The 22,158-nt window shown below is 35.1% G+C and carries 15 protein-coding genes; 3 read left to right on the forward strand and 12 right to left on the reverse strand.

What is annotated here, in order from left to right:
- The 10 genes from OH814_RS06450 to OH814_RS06495 form a co-directional block, all read right to left on the reverse strand.
- On the reverse strand, positions 1-3,042 hold the full coding sequence (locus OH814_RS06450; RefSeq protein WP_308827583.1) for a TonB-dependent receptor: 3,042 nt from the start codon (positions 3,040-3,042) through the stop codon (positions 1-3).
- 337 nt (positions 3,043-3,379) lie between these two features.
- On the reverse strand, positions 3,380-4,468 hold the full coding sequence (gene rhaT, locus OH814_RS06455; protein WP_308827584.1) for an L-rhamnose/proton symporter RhaT: 1,089 nt from the start codon (positions 4,466-4,468) through the stop codon (positions 3,380-3,382).
- Positions 4,469-4,781: 313 nt separating this feature from the next.
- Positions 4,782-5,942: a glycoside hydrolase family 88 protein gene (locus tag OH814_RS06460; RefSeq protein WP_308827585.1), complete on the reverse strand. Its 1,161-nt coding sequence runs from the start codon at positions 5,940-5,942 to the stop codon at positions 4,782-4,784.
- A 9-nt stretch (positions 5,943-5,951) separates the two neighbouring features.
- Entirely contained in the window at positions 5,952-6,734 is a 783-nt protein-coding gene (locus OH814_RS06465) for a rhamnogalacturonan acetylesterase (protein ID WP_308827586.1), read from the reverse strand.
- Between the two features lie 6 nt (positions 6,735-6,740).
- The gene (locus OH814_RS06470; RefSeq protein ID WP_308827587.1) at positions 6,741-8,621 is read right to left on the reverse strand and encodes a rhamnogalacturonan lyase; all 1,881 of its coding nucleotides are present in this window, start codon (positions 8,619-8,621) and stop codon (positions 6,741-6,743) included.
- Positions 8,622-8,923: 302 nt separating this feature from the next.
- Complete coding sequence (locus tag OH814_RS06475; protein WP_308827588.1) at positions 8,924-9,727, reverse strand: lacto-N-biose phosphorylase central domain-containing protein; 804 nt, start codon at positions 9,725-9,727, stop codon at positions 8,924-8,926.
- A 13-nt stretch (positions 9,728-9,740) separates the two neighbouring features.
- Complete coding sequence (locus tag OH814_RS06480) at positions 9,741-12,518, reverse strand: glycosyl hydrolase (protein ID WP_308827589.1); 2,778 nt, start codon at positions 12,516-12,518, stop codon at positions 9,741-9,743.
- 224 nt (positions 12,519-12,742) lie between these two features.
- Positions 12,743-14,068, reverse strand: a complete 1,326-nt coding sequence (locus OH814_RS06485; RefSeq protein ID WP_308827590.1) for a rhamnogalacturonan acetylesterase — start codon at positions 14,066-14,068, stop codon at positions 12,743-12,745.
- A complete protein-coding gene (locus OH814_RS06490) occupies positions 14,068-16,872 on the reverse strand; it encodes a glycoside hydrolase family 2 TIM barrel-domain containing protein (protein ID WP_308827591.1) in 2,805 nt (934 codons plus the stop codon). The genes OH814_RS06485 and OH814_RS06490 overlap by 1 nt, the downstream gene beginning before the upstream one ends.
- A 47-nt stretch (positions 16,873-16,919) precedes the next feature.
- On the reverse strand, positions 16,920-18,299 hold the full coding sequence (locus OH814_RS06495) for a glycosyl hydrolase family 28 protein (RefSeq protein WP_308827592.1): 1,380 nt from the start codon (positions 18,297-18,299) through the stop codon (positions 16,920-16,922).
- Between the two features lie 264 nt (positions 18,300-18,563).
- Between OH814_RS06495 and OH814_RS06500 the strand changes: the two genes are divergently transcribed.
- Entirely contained in the window at positions 18,564-19,031 is a 468-nt protein-coding gene (locus tag OH814_RS06500; RefSeq protein ID WP_308827593.1) for a GNAT family N-acetyltransferase, read from the forward strand.
- A complete protein-coding gene (locus OH814_RS06505) occupies positions 19,021-19,497 on the forward strand; it encodes a GNAT family N-acetyltransferase (RefSeq protein ID WP_308827594.1) in 477 nt (158 codons plus the stop codon). Before OH814_RS06500 ends, OH814_RS06505 begins: the two co-directional genes overlap by 11 nt.
- A 20-nt stretch (positions 19,498-19,517) precedes the next feature.
- Here the strand turns inward: OH814_RS06505 and OH814_RS06510 are convergent, their stop codons facing one another.
- Positions 19,518-20,084, reverse strand: a complete 567-nt coding sequence (locus tag OH814_RS06510) for a Crp/Fnr family transcriptional regulator (protein WP_201134762.1) — start codon at positions 20,082-20,084, stop codon at positions 19,518-19,520.
- A gap of 128 nt (positions 20,085-20,212) precedes the next feature.
- Between OH814_RS06510 and OH814_RS06515 the strand changes: the two genes are divergently transcribed.
- The gene (locus OH814_RS06515) at positions 20,213-20,839 is read left to right on the forward strand and encodes a chloramphenicol acetyltransferase (protein WP_308827595.1); all 627 of its coding nucleotides are present in this window, start codon (positions 20,213-20,215) and stop codon (positions 20,837-20,839) included.
- 64 nt (positions 20,840-20,903) lie between these two features.
- Here the strand turns inward: OH814_RS06515 and OH814_RS06520 are convergent, their stop codons facing one another.
- Positions 20,904-22,157: an efflux RND transporter periplasmic adaptor subunit gene (locus OH814_RS06520; RefSeq protein ID WP_308827596.1), complete on the reverse strand. Its 1,254-nt coding sequence runs from the start codon at positions 22,155-22,157 to the stop codon at positions 20,904-20,906.
- Between the last annotated feature and the right edge of the window lies 1 nt (position 22,158).

The raw sequence follows: 22,158 nt of genomic DNA on the forward strand, positions 1-22,158 counted from the left end.
TTAAAAAGTAAGATTGATCCCTAAAACATAACTTCTAGATCTTGGGAATGAAGAACTATCATAACCAGGTGTTACCGCAACACCACTTGCTGCTGAAACTTCCGGGTCAAATCCGGAATACCCAGTAATGGTTGCTAGGTTATTAACTGTTGCATAGATACGTGCATTTGTCAATTTAATATGGCTTAAGAATTCTTTAGAAAAAGAATAGCCTAATGTTACCATAGAAACTCTTAAATATGAACCGTCTTCTACATAATATGATGAAGGATAAGTGATGTAGCTAGAATTGGTTGTACCTAAACTCCAAAGACTTGAATCTTCATTAGGATTAAGCTCTTTTAGTCTCACCAAACTAGTTGCAGCCTGCCCTGTATTAGGATCTATCACATGATAATAGTTATCTCCAAATTCTGAAGGTACATTCTGGAACATTGCATACGGGCTCATACTGTGCTTGGTCGCATTGTACACATCACCACCGACGCTGAATTTCAAAAATACCGCAAGATCGAAACCTTTGTAAGAAAAATTATTACTGATTCCTCCAATAAAATCCGGAGTACCATTTCCTATTTTCACCAGTTTTCTTGTAAACTGATCTCCTGCTTCATTATCAGCAGCAAACTTAATATCTCCCGGTTTTGGAGTTCCTGAAGCAGGTTTTACAACTCCCGGTTTTAGAGTTAAGGTTCCGTTCCCAGCTTGTGTAAAGTCATCAGTTGTATAAATACCCTGATAAACATATCCGTACATATCTCCTAATTCTTCTCCAACGGTCGCATAATAGGTTACCATACCTGATCTGTTGCCTCCTACACTGAAATTTCTGAAAGTTCTTCCTTCATCAAGAGACAATACCTTTGATTTATTGAAACCTATATTGGCATCAGTAGACCATCTGAAGTTTTCAGATTTTAAGTTAATAGAATTTAAAGTAAATTCCATACCTCTATTTACCATAGAACCAATATTTATAAACTTACTTTTATATCCAGTAGAAGCAGGAAGTACAGTTTCCAACAACATACCGTTTACATTGTTGTTATACCATTCGGAAGTTAATTTGATTCTGTTGTTAAATAATGCAAGATCAACCCCGATGTTTGTAGATCTCATCGACTCCCACTCTACACCACGATTACCTAAAACAGAGTTTGTTACTAAAGCTAAATTACCCACGGTATTATTAGTAGGATAATCTGTACCTACGACATTGGTTCTAAATACATTATTTGGAATACCATTATTACCAACCACACCATATTCTCCTCTTAACTTCAAGTCATTGATATAATTATCAATTTTAGAATTTTTCCAAAAACCTTCTTCAGAAACACGCCAAGCTACAGCTGCAGATGGAAACATTCCCCAAAGATTATCTTTAAATTTTGAAGAACCATCATGACGTAAGGTAGCTGTTAACAAATAACGATTATCATAATTATAGTTTACACGACCAAAATATGAAAGTAAACTATAAGAAGATCTATCTGCATCTTTATCGGCAACGGTAGCATTTGTAATATCATCTAACCCGTAATTTAGAATAGTAGGAAATTTTATCAATCTCATACTATTGCTTTCATTTTCCTGGTATAAGATTTCATTACCGATTAAACCAGTGAATTTATGTTTTTCACCTAAAGTTTTATTGTACGTTAATGTATTTGTGATCTGATAACGATAAGCTTCAGAATTCCCAATACTTCCGTTGATCCCTGTATTTATAGGATCTGTAAGAAATGCACGGGAGTTTCTATCTGAAAATGAAGTAGATTTAGCGTTGGTCCAGTTATAAGAACCCGCAGTTCTAAATGTAAAGTCTTTAAATAAATCAAATTCAAGACCTACATTCGCTAAAAATGTTCTGGTTCTTCTGTTTTGAGTGGATGCCGCCGTTTCAATATACGGGTTTTCCGTATCAAAGGAAGAATCTAAGCTTGAATAATCTGCAAATGTCTGTGTATTAAACAACTGATCCTGCGTAAACAATGTTCCTCCGGTAATAGGCTGTAGCAATATTTTTTTCATCCCGGAATACGCTCCACCTCCGTTTGTAGAATTGGAAGTGAACATTGAGCTGAAATCTAAACGAATTCCTTTATATAATTCTGAATTGATATTTGCACGTAATGAATTTCGTGTTTCGCTGAAATTTTGTAAAAGTCCTTCTTGTTTGTTGTAGTTATAACTAATGAATGCCTGTGTTTTATCTGTACCTGCAGAAACACTTACGTTATGATTCTGAGTCAGCCCTGTTCCGCCAAGCATTTTTTCTTGCCAGTCTAATCCGTTTTCCGATCCGTATCTATTACTGATTCTGCTAAATGCTCCGGTATAAAATCCTGGTGAATCGATCCCTAAGCTATTATCAAAAACATTACTCCACTGAGTTGTTTTTCCCTGAAGTTGTGCCATTTCATACTGATATTTCACATATTGCTCAGGATTGGAAACCATATCCAGCTTCTTCGAAAGCATATCAAATGCCATAAAAGAGTTATACTGAATGGTGATTCTCCCTTTTTTTCCGCTTTTCGTTTTAATAACTATAATACCATTAGAACCACGAGAACCATAGATTGCAATGGCAGAAGCACCTTTCAAGACATCAATACTTTCAATATCATTAGGATTGATAATATTTAATGCATTATCTAATTGAAAACCATCTACAATATACAATGGCTCTGTTGCTTGAGTGATTGAGGCACCACCACGAATTGTAACATTTGCACTTGCTCCAGGAGCACCACCTGCCGTTACAATATTTAGTCCGGCAGCTCTACCCTGCAATGCCTGCAAAGCATTCATAGAGGGAGTTGCAGCAAGATCTTTCGCAGATACTGAGGATACAGATCCGGTAAGGTCAGATTTTTTCACTTTACCATATCCGATAACTACTACCTCTTCGATATCTTTAGTATCAGTCTTTGCAGTATCACTTACTGCCTTTTGTCCGAACATAAAGCCAGACGCAAGCAAAAATAGCGGTGCGATGAGTGGCTTAAAATTCTTCTGTTTAATTATTAAAGACATATATATTAACTTTTATTTACATTATTATCACGTACCAAAGTACACAGTTACAGAAGTTCTGGCATCCTGCAATATCCTGCACCATAAAATTCATAATTTATCTTAATTTTTTAGATATATCAATTCAAATTTTAAAAATAATTAGTAATTCAATTATGTTAGATTTGATAAAAAAATTAAATATAAAATAATATTATGTTGACAATGCTCAAATTACAGCCCCAAAATTATTTTATTATAAACATAAAAAGGCACCGAAACATATCAGTGCCAAATTGAGCTTTTAACTCTAACTATATGAATATGATAAAATAAAGTCTATAATGCAATACGTTTATTATCGTAAAGAATTTCCGTAGCCTACAATTAAAATTGAGATAAACATGACAATCATTCCCACGGAAATCGTGGTAATAGTTTTTTTGGAAACGCCTTTCCATTCTTTGATGATAACACCCCACAAATTAGCAATCAAAATGATAAATGCCATGTGTAAGATCCATGAACTTGGGCCATTCCCTAGTTTGCTCTCTCCCATCCCGTAAAAGAAAAACTGTAAAAACCACATCGTTCCCGCCAATGCACAGAAAATGATATTTTTTGCAACTGGTACATTTTTTTTGACGTAATCTGTATAGGATTTATTTTTAAATGAAAGATAAAGGCAACCAATAAGATTGGAAGCCATTCCGCCCCAAAGTACCACCACATAGGTTACATTATTCTGAAATAAAAACTCACCTTGTGAAGGATTTGCTATTTTCCAGGCTTCATTAGCAACATTTGCCATTGGTTTTCCTGCCTCTAATCCGAAATTAAAACAGGCACTTAAAACTCCCGAAATAATAGCAACAGTTAAACCTAAGCCAAATTTATATTCTGTTTTTACTTCTACACCGTGCGGATCTATTGAATCTGTTTTAAGCTCTTTATCTTTCATCACACCAGCTTTTCCGCTGATAATAATTCCGATAACGCATACAAAAAGCCCTAAAAGAACCATCTGCCCCCATGAGTTTGAAAGCATTAAACCAATATTATCTTTTCCGTCTTGTGGAGAAAATTCATAAAAAATTGAAGGAACAAGCGAACCAATTACCATCGTTAACCCCAACATAATACTGCTTCCGAGAGCAACCCCTAGGTAGCGAACTCCCAAACCATACATAAAGCCTCCAATTCCCCATAGCGCACCAAATAAAAATGTAAGCCCTAAAATAGATGAGCTTTCATTTTGTATAATATCCCAAAAACCAGGAATCGTTAGAAATGCTGCCAATGGCGGAACAATAATCCACGAGAAAGTCCCGCCTATCAACCAAAAAGTTTCCCAAGACCAGCCTTTTACCTTTTTGTAAGGCAAATAGAAACTTCCTGAAGAAAATCCTCCTAAAAAATGAAATAAAATCCCTAATAATGCATTCATAATTTATCGTATTGGTTGAGTTTGAAAATTAACAAGATGTAATCGATTGCGCATCTTGTAGTGTCATGCTTAAACTTTTTGGAAAAATAGGATTTTTTCTAATGTTATGCATGTATTTTTCAATCTATTGTTTTATTGACAGTTATATTAATTTTTAGCTATTTTCAGTTTAAATTATTTTACCAAAAATAACACTGAATCCTACTTTTCTTAACCTTTTAACAATTTAGAAGCATCATACAGTATTAAATCAACAAAAAAAGACTTAACAATTTTCATCATTAAGTCTTCAATTTGGTTAAAAATGAAAAATTTATTTCAATTTATACACTTCGCTTCCTGCAAGCAGTAAGCAGCCTAAACCGTAGTCTTCAAAATCTGGTTCTTTACTTACAGAAAGCGGTTGACCGTCTTTTGGCTCTTTTCCCGTTCCTTGTACCCAACCCAAAAATCCATTAGGCTGTACAGAATCTTTTGCAATGGCATTCCAGGCTTTCACCAAAACCGGCAGGTAAGTATCTCTGTCGATTAGGTTATTATTTATTCCATAGGCCATTCCGTAAACGAATAAAGCCGTTCCTGTCATTTCTTTCCCTCCAAAATTGTTGGGATCGTGCAAACTCACATTCCAAAAACCATCTTCTCTCTGAAGCGGAAGCAAAGCCGCTAACAAATCTTTATAGTCCTGCAAATATTCCTGATAATGAGGGTCAGATTTCGGCGTATCTTCAAGAGTTTTTGCCAAAGCAGCCACTACCCAACCGTTTCCTCTGCTCCAATAGCAATCTTCACCATTCGGCTCTTTGTAAGGTGGAACAAAACTTTTGTCACGCCACCAAATTTTGTCTACCGGATTGTACAGACCGTTTCCTCCGTGCTTATATTTTGTGTAAGCATACATCTCGTAGTTTTTATCGAAGTATTTTTGCTCTCCTGTAATTCTGCCTAATTTCGTGAAAATCGGCATTGACATTTGAAGCGCATCAATCCACCACCAATCATCTACTTTTGGTGTTGCAATCATGCTATCCATCGATGCTTTTACATTTTTAATTCTTTCCGGGTGTTTCTTGCCGTCAATTTCATACAAATCGATGTAGGTTTGTCCACAAGCTTGGTGGTCTGCATTTCGGGTATATGTTCCGCGCATCAAATCCCATTTGTGATTATTTGCCCAAGACATCGCATAATCATAATATTCTTTTTTCGGATCAACTTTGTATAAAGCAATCAATCCTTCATAATAAACAGCACGAGTCCAAAGATTACTTGGCCATACTTTTTTACCAACGATATCTTTTCCCGTATCGGGCCATTTGTTCATAAAATATTGATTGGCTCTTCTTGAAACTTCCAAAACCTCTTTTTTATTCGGAAGCTCAACCTTACTTGCAGAAGTCTGTTTTTGTACTGAACAGGAAGTCATTCCTCCTATGATCAGTGCAAAAAAACTAGCTGTTAACAGTTTTTTCATAGTATATATTTATTTTCTTTTTAAATAATTCTTGAGTTCACATTTTTTTAAATTCCGGACACCTTCCGCTACTAATTCTGCGTTCAAAGTCGCTCCAGCTTCGTTCGTATGCGTATGGTCTTTCGGAAAATAACCTTTTACTTTTTCTTGTCCCATTTGCTCATATTTTTCAATCACCAGTTCATTTAAATCTATAAAGTAAGCTCCGGTTTGTTTCGCTACTTCCTGTGCCCAAATTCCATATTGATCTTTTTCTATTTTACCGTTATCATCAAATTTAAATCTTGGAATTGGCGAAACAATAATCGGAATTGCTCCTTTAGCTTTTGCTTCATTGGCATATTTCCTCATATAATATCCGTATGTATAAACCGTTTCGTTTACTTTTCTAATTGGATTATAAATATCTTTCGATTCATTTCCAATTCCTTTAATCGTACCTCTTGCGCGCAATGTATCTGCCAATTCTCCTCCATCGTTATGACCGAACTGCATCACAACATAATCTCCTTTTTTAATTGTTTTCATAATTGAATCCCATCGTCCTTCTGTGATAAAAGTTCTGCTGCTTCGTCCACCTTTTGCGTGATTCTGAATTTCGATTTTATCTGTATTAAAATATAAATTCATAAAACTTCCCCATCCCCAAAGTGAATCTGCACCTTTGCCTGAACCGTTTTGTACCGTAGAATCTCCGATAATGTAAAGAACAGGTTTCTCCTGAAGTTTTTGAAATGAAACTCCAATAAATACAACCAATAAGATAAGCGGAATAATGATTTTGATTTTCATAATTAATTATTGTTTAGGAGTTACCGTATAAATATTCGGTTTTGGCATTTCTTTAATCGATTCATCCAAATAATAATCAGTGTGTGGTGGCTGATTGTAACCCACATTTTGCCAAACGATACTCAAACGATACTGCGGGTTATGCATCAAAGTATATAATCTGTGTTTTGTCGGAATTGTTGTGCTGAAGATTCTCAATTCCTGATTGTCTGATGTTCTGTACATCACCTCTTCGCGCCAGTCTCCAAAAAGATCGGCAACCAAAGACGGATTCTTTTTAGTTCCGTTATTCGATTCACACTGAAAGCTTTTAGCATCGAAAATCACGTTCGCCTTTTCTTTTTTCCAGTCCCATTTTGAAACGACAGTTCCATCTAAAATTTCGCTTAAAAAATCTCCATCCCAATAGATTCCCATATTGGCAGGCGGGTTTTTATTACTGATTTTTTTTCCTTTGGTATCATAAATACCTTTTAATCCTGCTCCTGCAGCCCAAGATTCTGAACCTTCGTAACGAGGGTCGATATTTAAAGACAAACCTCTTCCCGGTCCTTGAAATTTACCTGCTTTACTATAAACTGTCGAAGGTAATTTCCATAAGACTTTTCCGGTTTTCCCATCCCGAAAATGCGCTCCCGCATCATCAAACCTTTCCTGAATATCAAAAATTTCCAATCCCGGATTGCTTGGGTCTAAATCACCAACGTGCAAAGCATCGCCGTGACCGTAACCTGTACTGTTCAAAACTTTTCCGTCGTCATCAACGGTCATTGCACCGTAAACAATTTCATCTTTTCCGTCGTTATCGACGTCTGCAATAGTTAAATTATGATTTCCTTGTCCTCTATATTGCTTATTTTCTTCTGAACTTTCGGTATCAAAAAGCCATCGAAGGCTGAGTTTTTTATTTTTAAAATCCCAAGCCGCAATCGCAGTTCTGGTATAATAACCTCTCGACATAATGATACTCGGCGTTTTTCCGTCCAAATAAGCGACAGCTCCCAAAAACCGGTCGATACGATTTCCTTTTGCATCGCCCCAAGTTTCCGTCATTTGCTCGGCGGTTGGATTTAAACTTTCAGCAAACCTTGGAACCTGATAATTGACTGTATGAATTTCTTCGCCCGTTTCGCCATTAAAAACCGTTAAAAATTCCGGTCCGGAAAGAATCATTCCGTTTTCGTTGACGTAATTTTTTGTGGCATCGCCAATTATTTTTCCTCTTCCGTCTTTGCTTCCGTCAGCCGTTTTCATTACGATTTCGGCTTTACCGTCCTGGTCTAAATCGTACACTAAAAACTGTGTATAATGCGCACCTTCTCGTATGTTCTTCCCTAAATTAATCTCCCACAACAGTTTACCATTCATTTTATAAGCCTGAATAATCGGCGGGTCTGTCTCACCTTTTTGGCTATTATCTTTTGACCTTCCGGTTTGATGAAGGATAATTTCATATTCGCCATCACCATCCAGATCGGCAACAGAAGCATCATTTGGAGTATATCCAACTGGTGTTTTTAATGGAATTGAAAAATATGGCTTTTGATTCGCTACATATTTTGCAGAATCAATGTCTATCGTTTTATCCTGAGTATTTGATTGGACGAAATAGGTATAATTCTTTGTTTTGTCGGCAGTTTTATCTAGAAAATTAGTTTCGTTTGAAAGTGGTTTTTCATTCAGTTTTTTGGTCGAATTGTTATCAACGCGAAATAAATCAAAATGGGTATTCTGAGCTTCTGTTCCGAGCAAACGCCAACTTACAAAAACACCGGAATCTGCAGGCATAGCGACAATTCCTCTTTTCAGATATTCCATTTGTCTTTGTGCAGAAAGGAGTTCTGAAAAAAGAATTGTACCTAAAATAAATTTTAATTTTACATTCATAATTCTGATTTTGTAAGTTTTGGCTAAAGCCGGATTTGAAAAACATTTTGCAAATGGGCTAAAGCCCATTCCTATTGATAATATTCGATATTATTTATTGTTCTCGTTTTATCCTTGTCAAGGTTTGAAACATTGACAAGGATTTTTTGCGCTGAATCACTCGCAGCCCGACTTGAGCGGAAATCCTTTTTTGCGTGGACTTTAAGTTCTATTTAATGGAATTCGTCTGCAAAAAAGATTGGGAGCGGAAGGTGGATAAAGCTGCCCAAATTAATCAAATTCAATCGATTGCACTTCTGTTTTTATTTCTTGGAAGTCTGCTTCAACAGCCACTTTACCCATTCTTCAGTTCCCTGATAATTGGTAAAATCTGCGGGTAATTTTTTGCCGTCGATATATTCGTTGTAACACCAAGGATCGCCCAATGCGAAAACCGTCCCTTTGCCGAATTTTGCAATAGCTCCGATATTTTTCCCTTCGGCTGACAACAATTCTTTGGCTGGATTTTTCACAGAAATCGTTGCCACTTCTTTCATATATAATTTTTGCTCAGAAAAAATTTCATTTTCTGCAGGAACCATCACTTTTCCCTGTTCAAATTCTCTTTTCTGAACCCGGTTGTAACTGTCATTATTGAAATGAATTCCGAATTCGCCAGCTAATTTGTTGAAATGTTCAAATTCAGAATTACCGTTATCGTTGCTCATCAAAACCAAAACGCCTCCTTTTTTAACCCACTCCGTCAAATTTTTGATGCTTGTTGGGTCTATCAGATTGGCCTTTCCGCCGTACGCTTCTTTGTCAATATCTGCATCGACGATGATGTAAATATTGGCATTTTTCAAATCTTTTTTGGTAGGTGCAGTTGTCAAAGTACTGATTTCTGCGCCTTGTTTTGTGAAAATTTCTCCCAACAAAGAAAATCCGCCATTGGTCGTGTCGTTCCACGTGTAATGCCAAGATTCTAATTCTTTGGTTTCCTTATTTTCTCTTTTTTCGTTGTTAAAAAAATTATCTAAAACAACTTTGGGTTTCTGCTGAGCATTAGAAAAACTGAATGTCAGCAAAGTTCCTAATGCGAATGTTTTTAATATTTTGTTATTCATTTATTTTAAAATTTTATTTTGAATAATGGATTGGAATTAATTGAATCTCGCCATCCAAACCGGAAGGTTGTACTTTCCAATTGGATGCGTCGAATGGTTTATAATCGATATTTACAAAATTGATTTCGTGATAATTTCTCCACTGGATTTTATTTTCATCCATATATTTAATTCGATTCGCCATCAGATTACAAACCTCGATTTGAATGGTATTTCTTCCTTTCTTTAAATATTTTCCGATGTTGATTTCAAACGGAATGCTCCACACAATTCCTGCATCCTGACCGTTAACGATTACTTTTGCACTTTCGTACAGCTTATCAAATTTCAGGACGAAATCATCTGCTTTGTTTTTCTTTAATTTAAATGAAGTTGTATACACTCCTGTTCCTGAAAAACTCTGCGTTGATGAATCTTCTGTAAAATTCGTCCAAGGTTGAAGCTTGTCTAAAGTTTTGGATTTTGGAAGTTCAGAACCGCCTTCTTTGAAAGTCAGTTGCCAAGGTTGATTTAAAACAATCGGAGCATCTGTTTTTTCAATATATTTCCATTTTGAAATTGAATTATCTGTATTTTCGGAAGCTTTTACAATTAATGATTCACCAGATTTTAGTTGAATTCTAACCGAATTATTCTGTATTTCACCAATTCCAAAATTTCCATTTTCAGGATTCATCAAAGCCACCTGTTTTCCTGAATAATTTAAAGGAACAAACTCATTAATTTCTTTTGAAGTATGATTGACGATGTAATAATATTTTCCGCCATCAAACTGTCTTCTTACAAATTTCAATCCGGTGTCGGTCAGTTTTTCTCTTTCAATTTTTAAATATTCTAAAGCTTTTGAAACATCTGAACTTAAGACAATTTTACCTTTTCCGAAGTTTGCCATTTTCAAATTTCCGGTTTGGTTTTGAAACGGAATTTGATTCCAAAGAGATTTTAACTGAGTTCTTCTTTTTTCCACTTCAAAATTTCCTGGAATATCTTTCGGTTCGTTTTGAAAAATAATTGAAGCTCCGTTTTGAGCCAATTCCAAAATATTTTTTAAAGTAGATTCTGGCAAATACGTCAATTCCGGAATAACTAAAACCTTGTAAGAACCACCATTTTTGGTAACCTGAATATTCTGATTTTCCAACTTCGATTCGCTAATCATTTTATCAGAAACCATATCAATCGAATACCCAATTTTGCTTAATTCCGTCAGGATTTTGTACATCACTGTTGGCTGCAACCACTTTTCAACATTATGAACTTTGAATGTCACATCTTTCCCTTTCGGACTCGCCCATTGGTCATAAATTGGCCAATACATCAACAGTTCATTATCTGGTTTTCCGCTCTGCAAAACACTTTGAGTTCTTTCAATATAAGAATTAAGACCTTTCAAATGTGACCACAAACTATTCTCCGGAACAAAATTGGTCGAAGCATAAAATAACCAGCCCGGAAACTGAACATCTGAAGGTGTATATGTCGTTCCGTGGTAAAAAATATGATTGATTCCAGACAAGAAAATTTGCTCAGCTTCGGGTTTTACCTGTGACCAAGAAGTTTTAAAATGTTCCGTCAACCACGTAAAAGATTCATTAGAAATCAAAGGTTTTCCGGTAACATTTGCAGCCGAAGAAGCAAATTTCAGCATATTAATATCAGGAATTTCCTTTGTATTAATATCTTCCACATTTCTTCTCAACCCTGTAATATCGAATTTTGTACTTCCAAAAGTTTCAGATTCAGGAATATCGACCGCAGCATACAAATCCAATAAATTTCCCGGCGAACCGTGTGCCTGATTGGTGTTTTTAGAGTTTTTGGAATGTGCCCAATTGGTGAAATCTTTGGTAAAATTGTTTAAAATCAGTTCACTCATCGTTTCTCTGTAATCTGATTTTATTCTACCTGCAATTTCGTTTTCTTCATTACTTACCAAATATTGGATGTACGGACTTACATCATATCCCCGTCTCTTTTTAAATTCATCTTTAAAATCCGGCGTCCAATCGGCATTATAAACTTCGTAACTGTCATTGAAAAAAGAACGGATTCCGTAGTTTGAATTTCCAAAAGCTTTATCAAAAGTTTTCAAATAATCTTTAGTTGCTTCCGGTGAAAAATGGTCTAAAGTATAACCATCTCCTCCCAGAGCTGCACGTTTTACTTTTTGAAGCGTTTTTCCAACAAAAACTGCATAAACTGTCCATTTACCTGAATTAGATTTCCAATCTAAAACACCATCACTATTCACTTTATCAGTCAAAACAACAGCTTCGTTTTTCTCATTATAAGCCGTTACAATATCTAATTTAACCGTCTTTAAATTCTTTTGTTTTTCATCTTTTAAAGCAATCTTTTCAGAGAATTTTTCATTAGGTTGAATATTGTAAGTCTGAACAATCATTTTCGTCGCAGCATCCTGTTCGTCAACTTGCGGTCCACCAATTGGCCAACCTGTTCCAACCGACATATCGACACCCATATTCAGGCTTTTTGCTTTGTTGGTCGTGAACTGCAACATTTTCATCCATTCTGGAGAAAGATAATTAATATATTTATTTTCAAATCCTTTTGCGCCATAAATCGGGACGATTTCTACACCACCAAAACCTGCTTGGGAAAGTGTCGTCAATTGTTTATCTAATCCTCTTTCATCAACAGCACTTCCCATCCACCACCAACGCGTCCAAGGTTTTGCAGTCTCAGTAGTTTTTGGCCACGGATTTTGTGCGGAGAGATTTCCGAACGCAAAACAGATAACACTGATTTTTATGATATTTTTAATTTTCATTATTACTTTTTAGATTTAACCATTCATTTCAAATACCTTAAATTGTCTTTAAGTGAGTGATTCTATTTTTTAGAAAAACACTGATTTTATTCTATATTTAAAACTCGTTTGTTAAAATTATTTCCCCGAACCTAAAGGGAGTAATTTTAATGGAATTTTCAAAGAATTTTGCTCCCTTTATAGTTGGGGTTAACAAAATTTCTTTAAGAATCATTATACACTTTTCAATTTCCATCGGGTTTTAAAGTTTCCATAAAGATACTTTCCGGCCAATGGAATTTTTCAACATCATCAGGTTTATTAGGGTTAAAATTTTTATAATTTTTTGAAATATATTTCTTCAAAGGTAAATTTTCATCAACAATAGATTTTACTACACACTTCGCCAATTCGTACGCTCCATATGTGTTGAAATGCGTATCATCTGCCAAAGCGGTCGCCTGATTGGGATAAGAATTTGCAGGATAATAGACAAATGCTTTCTTTGCAGCTTCCGGATCCATTGCTTCAAATAAGGTTTTACTCAACGCATTCAAATCAATTAAATATACATTTTCTTCTTTCGCAATTTCACGCATTGCATCGGGAAAGTCATCCAAAGTATTGACAATTTTATTATTTTTATCAAAAACTCTTCGGTTCATAGAAGTAACTAAAACAGGAATTGCACCCAGTTGTTTTGCTTTCAGAATCCATTCTTTTAACCTTTTTCTATAACCGGATTTCGTACTGTTTCCGTATTTCTGGTCGTTGTGCCCAAACTGGATGAACAGGTAATCTCCAGGTTTTATTTTATTCCAGATTTTATCGATTCGGTGGCGGTCTTCAAAGGCTTTTAAGGTTTCCCCACTTTCGGCATAATTCGCAATAACGACTTCATTCGGAACAAAGAAATACGGCAACATTTGCCCCCAAGACGCCCAAGGTTCATATTGTGCGTCGACAACTGTAGAATCACCCGTTATAAATATCGTTTTAGCATTTTTGTTGGGTTGGATGATTACCGTACAGACTTTCGGAGCTTTGTCGTTGAATTCAATGGTCAATAAGTTGTCCCAATGTAAATATTTTCTTTCTCTCGGTTTTAACTTTACAATCCCGATTTCAATTCCATTTTGATTACGAATGATACTGTCTTTTACGTGAACTGTAATTTGTTTTTCTGTGATTTCGCCTTTTTTTGTTTTGACATCATTCAGCATCAGTCGGCGGTTTTCTACACGGACAGTTGTTTCAGAAGTTCCTTTTGAATCGCCTAGTTTTAATTGAATATCATAATTACCTTCAAGAATCGCAACTGAAAAATAAAACGGTTTATCGCTCGAAATAAAATCACCTGTCAAAGCATTTCCTCCATTATCTACAGATTTTAAACCGGAAATATCCATAAATCCGTAACCGATTTTTTTGTCAAATTTTGAAGTTGATGTAATCGGAATGAAACCTTTTTCGACTCTGTTTCCACCAAAATCAAACTTAAAAGTTGTCTGTTGTGCTAACAAAAACGAACCTAAGAAAAGCGTTAAAAATTTCATCCAATTCTTCATCATTAATCTGTTAAAATATTTTCTTTTGGCATTATAAACTGCTTATTTTCATCGCCTAAATCCGGCAAACCGAAATAGAAATACAATGTTCTTTTAAACGTTCCATTCAGATGATTTGGTTCACTTTCGGGTCCTAAAGTTGAAGTATCATTATTAATATTAAACGCCAAAACAGTTCCCAATGGCGGAATCGCATCTAAAAATGAAATATTACCCGTTGGAAGTTTCGGATAACCTTCAGCACCATAAATTCCGTAGAAATCAAAAAGCCTAACGAACATTTTTTGTTCTTTAGTTCCAACAGTGATTTTCCCTTCTGCTGTATTGAGTTGCAACCAAGAAATATCATCGAAATAACCTTTAAATTCAGGATAAATCCAAGGCGAAAAACCAGTTCGGGTTGAGTTTCGTAGATTTTGCCAAACATTATAAGTTTGTCCTTGAGTTCTGTTTTTCCAAACGTGATGCGGACCTTTGCCTAACCATTTTGCGCTGATGACATAATTTTCAGGATAATCAAAACTTACGCCTGCAAACTGGTAATCTCCGGAAAGCTTATATTCATAATTTAATTCTAAAATTCCATTTTGATTCAGTTTCCAAACTACTTTTTTTCCATCTTTGTAGGAAATCTGAATGACTTGGTTTTCACTTTCTGCAAAAGATTTTATGGATGATAATTCTGTTTTTCCATTCAAGAAAATTGGTCCGTTTCGGAAAGTTATTTTTTTTCCTTTTTTATCTAAAATGACTGACCGTAGTAATCCGTCTTTTTTGCCAAACGAGAATTCTTTTTCTTCTGATTTTAAAATAAATAATGAATCATTTTCTGAAACTGAAACTGGAAATTCTTTGATTAAAGATTTTGAAAACTGTTTTGAAATGTCATCATTAGATTTAATTTTCCAAGTCCAGGTGTAAATTTCTTTACCAAAAGAATCGGTTGCGGTTAATAATAAACCTTCACTTTCTTTCCAGTTGGTTGGAAGATTTAAATTGATATTTCCTTTTTCCGTCGGTTTAATATTCCGAGATTCTACTTTTCCTTTTTGAATCACATCAAATCCTGATTCTGACGAAAAAGGTGTTTTGAATTTGACCAATTTCCATTCAAACTGACATTCATTTAGATTGGTAAAATGATAACGATTTTCAACGGGAATGATTCCATTAAAATCATTCGGCAATGTTTTCAAATCAATTTTTACCGGACTGTAAATTTCCCGAATCGCATAAAAACTCCCCTCTTTTTCACGATGTGGTCCGACAACTCCATCCGGAGCGTTGATGGCATTCACATCAATTTGATTATTGAAATCAGTTCTTACCAAACCTTCATCTGCAAACGCCCAAAGAAAACCGCCTGCTCCTTTTTGGGAATTCCAATGAAGCTCCCAATAATCTGCCAATGAAGTTCCACCACCGCCGTCATCCTGCGCGTGAAGAAACTCGGTTGGCATATAAATATTTTCTCCTTCGAGGATTTTTTTTGTGCTGTAATAATCTTCATAATGATTGCAGTCAATTCCATTGAAAGCATTTCCAGGTTTGTGATGTGCGTGGATGACAGGTCGGTTTGACAAGTCATATTTTGCATATTCTGCATCCAAATCAAAATTATGTCCACCTTCATTTCCGTTGCTCCAGAAAATAATGGAAGGATGATTGGCATCTCTTGAAACCATTTCTTTCACAAGCTTTTTACCAACTTCGGTACTGTATTTTTTTTGCCATCCAGCGAGTTCATCCAAAACATATAAACCTAACGAATCGCAAATCTGTAGAAAGGATTTATTCGGCGGATAATGTGCACATCGAACGGCGTTCATATTCATTTCTTTGATGAGCTGAACGTCCATCAAATCGATATTTTTGTTAACTGCACGTCCGGTTTCAGGCCACCAAACGTGACGGTTGATGCCTTTCATTTTGATTTTGGTTCCGTTGATGTAAATTCCGTCACCTTTTTTAATTTCAATGGTTCGGAAGCCGAATTTTTCTTCGGTTTGGAAGATATTTTTTCTGTTTTTATTTAAACTGAATTTTGCTTTGTATAAATTAGGCGTTTCAGCTGTCCAGAGTTTAGGATTTTTAACGGAGAATTGAATATGTTTTAAGGTATCTCCTTTTTGAATTTGAATCTGAGATTCACCAACAAGAGTGTTTTTTGCATCAAAGATTTCGACCTTTAAATTATCAACCGCTTGGATTCCTTTTAAATAAATATTTGAACGAAAAGTTCCATCTGCTTTGGCATCAATTGATGTTGCTGAGATATTTTCTTTTGGGCAAGCTTCCAAATAAACTGGCCTGAAAATCCCTCCCAAAACCCAATAATCAGCCAATCGTTCTGCATTGTTGACCGATTTATCAGCAGACATTTTCGAAACTTTGACTTCAAGAATATTTTCTTTTCCGAATTGAATTTTATCAGAAATATCATATTTAAATTCATAAAAAGCACCTTGGTGAATTTCTCCGGCTAATTTACCGTTGATTTTCACTTCGGTATCGGTCATCGAACCTTCGAAAACGATGTTGACAGATTTTCCTTTCCACGAATTTGGAACTGAAAATTTGTGTTTGTAAAGACCTGTTTCGTCGTTAAATTTAAAGTTTTTGCCGTAGGTTACGTAATCTCGTCCGTAATTGTACGAGCCAAATCCCTGCTGTTCCCATTGTGAAGGAACTTGGATTTTGTTCCAGCTTCCTGATTTTCTTCCACCGTTTATCCAAAAATCCCATTCTTTTGTATGCTCAGAATCTGTCCCACTCAGGAATTGAATTTCCTTAGATTGAGAATGCAACAATTGAGAGCATAAACATAATAGAACGAATATTTTGGAAAAACATCTCATTTTGCGGCAATATCTGAATCGTCTTTTTTGTCGTAAGATTGAGTGAGAGAAGCAACCTGAGTTACATTAATATTTTTTTGTTTTAAATTTTGAATGTTATTCAGGTTTTGCATTTCAGGTTTTAAAGCCTTTATTTTGAAGTTTTCAAATGTGAAATCCTTCAAATCGAATAAATCTGATTTTTCAATAGAAAACGCAGTTTCGCAACTGATGTCGATATTTTTTATTGTGATATTATTTGCTAATCCTTTTTTAGGTCTTTCTTCACCTTTTAAATCAAAAAACTGGTTCCAACCTTTTACATACAGGAAAGTTTTTACGTTTCCTGTGATATTTTCAACCGTAAGATATTCGTAATGTTGTGGCGTATCGGGACGCATTTTCAGGTGTAATAATCTTGAGGCATCTTTCACTTTAGAATTACGCAAAATCACGTTGTAATTGTGAATCGATTCACTTCCGCACGTTAAAACACTGTGGCAAAATCCAAAACTGTTGTCTTCGATAAGGATGTTTCTGTTTTCGCCGTTGTTCGGGTCTTTATCGGACTTTGGACCTTTTCCGCCTTTTAATGCAATTGCATCGTCGTTGACCGACATATAACAATTTTTAATTAAGAAATTGGTACAGGCATCGATGTCAACCGCATCTGTACTTGGGGCTTTAACCGGTTCTTTCGGTGCTAAAATCGTCAGATTTAATAATTTCACAAAATCACTTTTGTAATAATGCGTGCTCCAGAAAGGTGAATTTTTAATGGTAATTCCTTCTACTTGAACGTTTTTAGAATTTGAAACATAAATAATTCTAGGTCTCATTTCGTCCATATTGGTACATTTAGGATTCCACTCGCGTCTTTTCCAGAATGATTTCCAGAATCGAAGTCCGTTTCCGTCCAAAGTTCCTTTACCGGAAATTGTGAAACCATCTAATCCATCTGCGTTAATTAAAGCCGGAAAATATTTTACCGTTTGTCCTTCCATTCTTGTGGTTACTACTGGAAAGTCATTGATGTCATCGCTTCCTTTTAATTTCGCTCCATTTTCTAAATGTAAGTGAGTTCCCTGCTTAAAAAAAACTGAACTCATCAGGAAAGTTCCTTTCGGAACGATGATGACACCGCCCCCATTTTTAGCAGCCAAATCGATAATTGCCTGAATCTGCTTGGTCTGAAGAACGGTACTGTCATTCTTCACTCCATTTTCTGTCAGGATATATTTTTTGCCTAATTTATTGATGTCTGTAGGTTTATTTTCTTTAAACCATTTTGGAATCGTCGTTCCGTCAGGGAATTTATCCTGACTTTTGAAACCTGAAGAAGATAGAACGAGAATTAAAAGAGACCAAAGGAAATTAGATGTATTTCGATATTTCATAACTTTATTATATTGCTGTATGTCTTGATTTTTATGAATACTTGATTATAAACCACAAAAATCAGTAAAATAACTTTCATTATTTAAAGAAAATTATTCTTTCATTTCATTTTCATAAAAATATACATTCCGCCACTTTACAGCATCCTGCTCTTTCATGTGGGAAATTTTAAGATACTTTTGACTTTAATAAAATTTTCAAATTCAACGGATTTTCATTAAGTTTATCTTTCTTGTATTAAATGAAGTTGAAAATTAATAATCATGAAAGTAATATTCGTAAGACAAAATCCCGAATATAAAGAAAAAGCAATTAAATTTTTCCAGAAGAGCTGGTCTGAAATTTCGCCAATTATTTATGAAGACTGTATATCGAATAGTATTGCTGCAGAGCAATCTTTACCACAGTGGTATTTATTGGAAAAAGATGAAGAAATTATCGGTTGCGCAGGATTAATAACCAATGATTTTATCAGCAGAATGGATTTGTATCCGTGGCTTTGTGCCCTATTTATCAATGAAGATTACAGAGGAAATCATTACGGTGAACTTTTGATTAATAAAGCTAAAGAAGGCACCAAAGATTCAGGATTTAAATATCTGAATTTATGTACCGATTACATCGGATTTTACGAAAAATATGGTTCAAATATATCGAACAAGGGTATCATCCTTGGGAAGAAGAATCCAGAATTTATCAGATTGAACTTTAAATATTTTTATGCTTATTGAATACCGAAGCCTTTTACCAGACGAAAGTAAAGAGTACCGAAGAATACGTTTGGAAAGTTTAAAAGAATTTCCGGAAGCTTTTTCTGCAACCTATCAGGAAACTTTGAATGTAGAAAAACTTACATTAGAAAACGATATTGAAAATCAAACAGCCAACAAGTTTGTACATGGTGTTTTTGTACATCATAAACTCATTGGAATATGCACTTTTGTAAAAAGTGATGAAAACATCGGAAATATTTATCAAATGTATGTTCAGAAAGGCTTTCAGGGAAAAAACATCGGGTTGAATTTAGTTCATGAAACCATAAAAGAAGCCACGAAACGATATCATGATTTAGAGATTTTCCTTGAAGTATCTGTTGATAATTTACAAGCCAAACATTTTTATTTAAAAGCTGGTTTTGAGCAAATTCGGCAAAATGAAAACTCAAGTGATATTTTAATGAAGTACCGCAGTTTCTAAATCAATATTAATCTTGAGAATTACTCAGCCAAATTCTTTAAACTTCTGTTTAAACTTCTTACCGAAATTCCCAAATACGCTGCTAAATCTTCTTTGGAAAGCTGAATATCCTGTTTTGACTGAAGTTCCAAAAGTTTTCGCAAACTGTGCTCAACTGTGTAGAGCTGCTGAAAAGATGCCCGCTTTGAAGTATTCACAATGCGCTCTGCAAAAGCATCGACGAGTAAAGCATTGAGTTCTAAATTATTTTTTAAAAGTTCGCGGAAATAAGGAACCGACAATGCATACGCCGAAACATCGGTCATCGCTTCAATATTGCATAAACACGGAATATTTCTAATGCATTCTATTTCACCAAGAATTTCGCCTTTTCCTAAAAATTCGAGAATAAATTCTTTATCATTTTCTTCACTGAAATAGCATTTCACAATTCCTTCTTTCATCAGCATGACTTTGGATGATTTGTCATTCTGCATGAAAAGCTTTTGTCCTTTTGTGAACTGTTTCAAAATCACATCTTCTTTTCGTTCCTGCTTCTCGTAAAGTTTTGTAATAAAATCTAAAAACGTCTGGTTTGTGCGTAACATATTTTTAATCGGGACAAATGTCCTTTCGGGATTTTTTATATAGGTTGAAATTTGCGGTAGAAAAATACACAATACTGTTGAAAAATAAAATAGTAATCCTACTCGATTTATATAAAATTTAATAAAATATGAAACAACTCATTACGCTAGATGATTGGAAAAGAAAAGACCATTTTCAGTTTTTCTCAAAATTTGAAGAACCTTTTTTTGGTGTAACCATCAATATAGACTGTACTTTAGCCTATCAACAAGCAAAAGAAAAAGGCAACTCATTTTTTCTTTATTATCTGTACAGAGCTTTAAAAGCAGCTAATGCAATAGAAAATTTCCGTTATAGAATTATTGATAAAGAAGTGTATCTGTTTGATCAGATCAATGCTTCTGCAACCATCAACAGACCCGATGAAACATTTGGTTTTTCTTATATGGATTATGATAAAAATGAAGAATTATTTTATCAAAAAGCAAAAGAAGAGATTTCAAGAGTACAGCAATCTAAAGGTTTAATTCCTGCAGGTTCGGGAGAAAATGTTATTCATTTTTCGGCTGTTCCGTGGCTAGATTTCACTTCACTTTCTCACGCAAGAAGTTTTACATTTCCAGACAGTTGCCCCAAAATTTCTTTCGGTAAAGTCACTGAAAATAATGGTAAAAAGTTGATGTCTGTTTCCATTCATGCGCATCATGGATTGATGGATGGTTTTCATATCGGATTGTTTGCTGAACAGTTTCAGGAATTGATGAATGAAAATTAAATAAACTAACGTCTACAGATTTTGTAGACGTTAGTTTAACATTAAAATTATAGTTTAGCGAAAATCAATGCCCGTGTTCGCCAGAATTTGATAATTTGGCATTCACAAAAAAAGCACCCTTTGTAACCACCGATGCATCGGCAGGAATTTCATTAACGGTCGTAATTGCCGTATATCCCATATCTGAAGAACCCTTTACAATTTCTATTTTTTCAAAATTGACTGTCTTAGATTCTTTTCCGTGTGCTTGCTTTTCATCTGCGTGTTCACCTTTTTCTTCAGTATGTTCTTCATGTTTTTTATTTGTCTTTATAAAAATATAATATTTGCTGTCTGCTTCTACAATGGCTTCATTCGGAACTGCCGGTGTCGTGCTTTTATCAAGACTTACAATTCCGGTAATATTCATCCCGTCGATCAGTCCGGTTTTATTTCCTGTAACAGAGCAATGCACAGAGATCGTTTTACTCTCGTTTTCAAAAGATGAACCGATGCTGTAGATCTTTGCATCGTACTCAATTTCCGGATTGTTGGTCAGTTTAAAATGAACGATCTGCCCGACTTTCATTTTAGGAAGATCTTTTTCAAAAACCTGTAGATCAAGATGTAACGAACCATTATCAATCACATCGGCAACGGGGGACGAAATATCAACGTAACTTCCTATCTGTGCAGAAATATTACTCACCGTTCCGCTGATTGGCGATGTGATAACCAAGCCAGATCGTAAATTACCGTTATTAACCGTTGCAGGATTAATTCCCATAATCTGAAGCTGTCTTTGTAAGGATGATCTTTGCGTTCGCAAAGTTTTCAGTTCTGCATCAGAGCTTTGCAGGTTTTTCTTTGCACCGGCATCATTATCAAACAATTCTTTTTGTCTTCTGTATTCCTGTTCTGCAAACGCAATTCTGCTTTTCACTGTAAGATATTGCTCTTGTAACTGTATGTATTCAGGATTGCTTATGGAGGCAATCACCTGACCTTTTCTTACAAAATCCCCGATCTGCACATTCAGCGTCTTAATAATTCCACCATACATTGAAGTTATAGTGGCTTTATTATTATTTGGAACCCGCAGTGCACCGTTAGCTTTAATCGTAGAAGTCAGCTCTTTCATTTCGATTTTTCCTAAGGTAACACCTACGCTTTTTATTTGTTCATCGGTAAGACTGGCAATGCTTTGTGGAGCTTCGTCATCGTGTTCTTCGGTTTTTTCGGTTTTAATTTCGCCCTCAGATTCCTTTGTGGAAGCTTCTTTTCCGCAGCTTACAAGAAAAATAAAGGTGAGAGCCGTATAGATGATATTTCTTTTCATT

The organism is Chryseobacterium sp. CFS15 (assembly GCF_031118795.1).
GTDB classification, from domain to species: Bacteria; Bacteroidota; Bacteroidia; order Flavobacteriales; family Weeksellaceae; genus Chryseobacterium; species Chryseobacterium indoltheticum.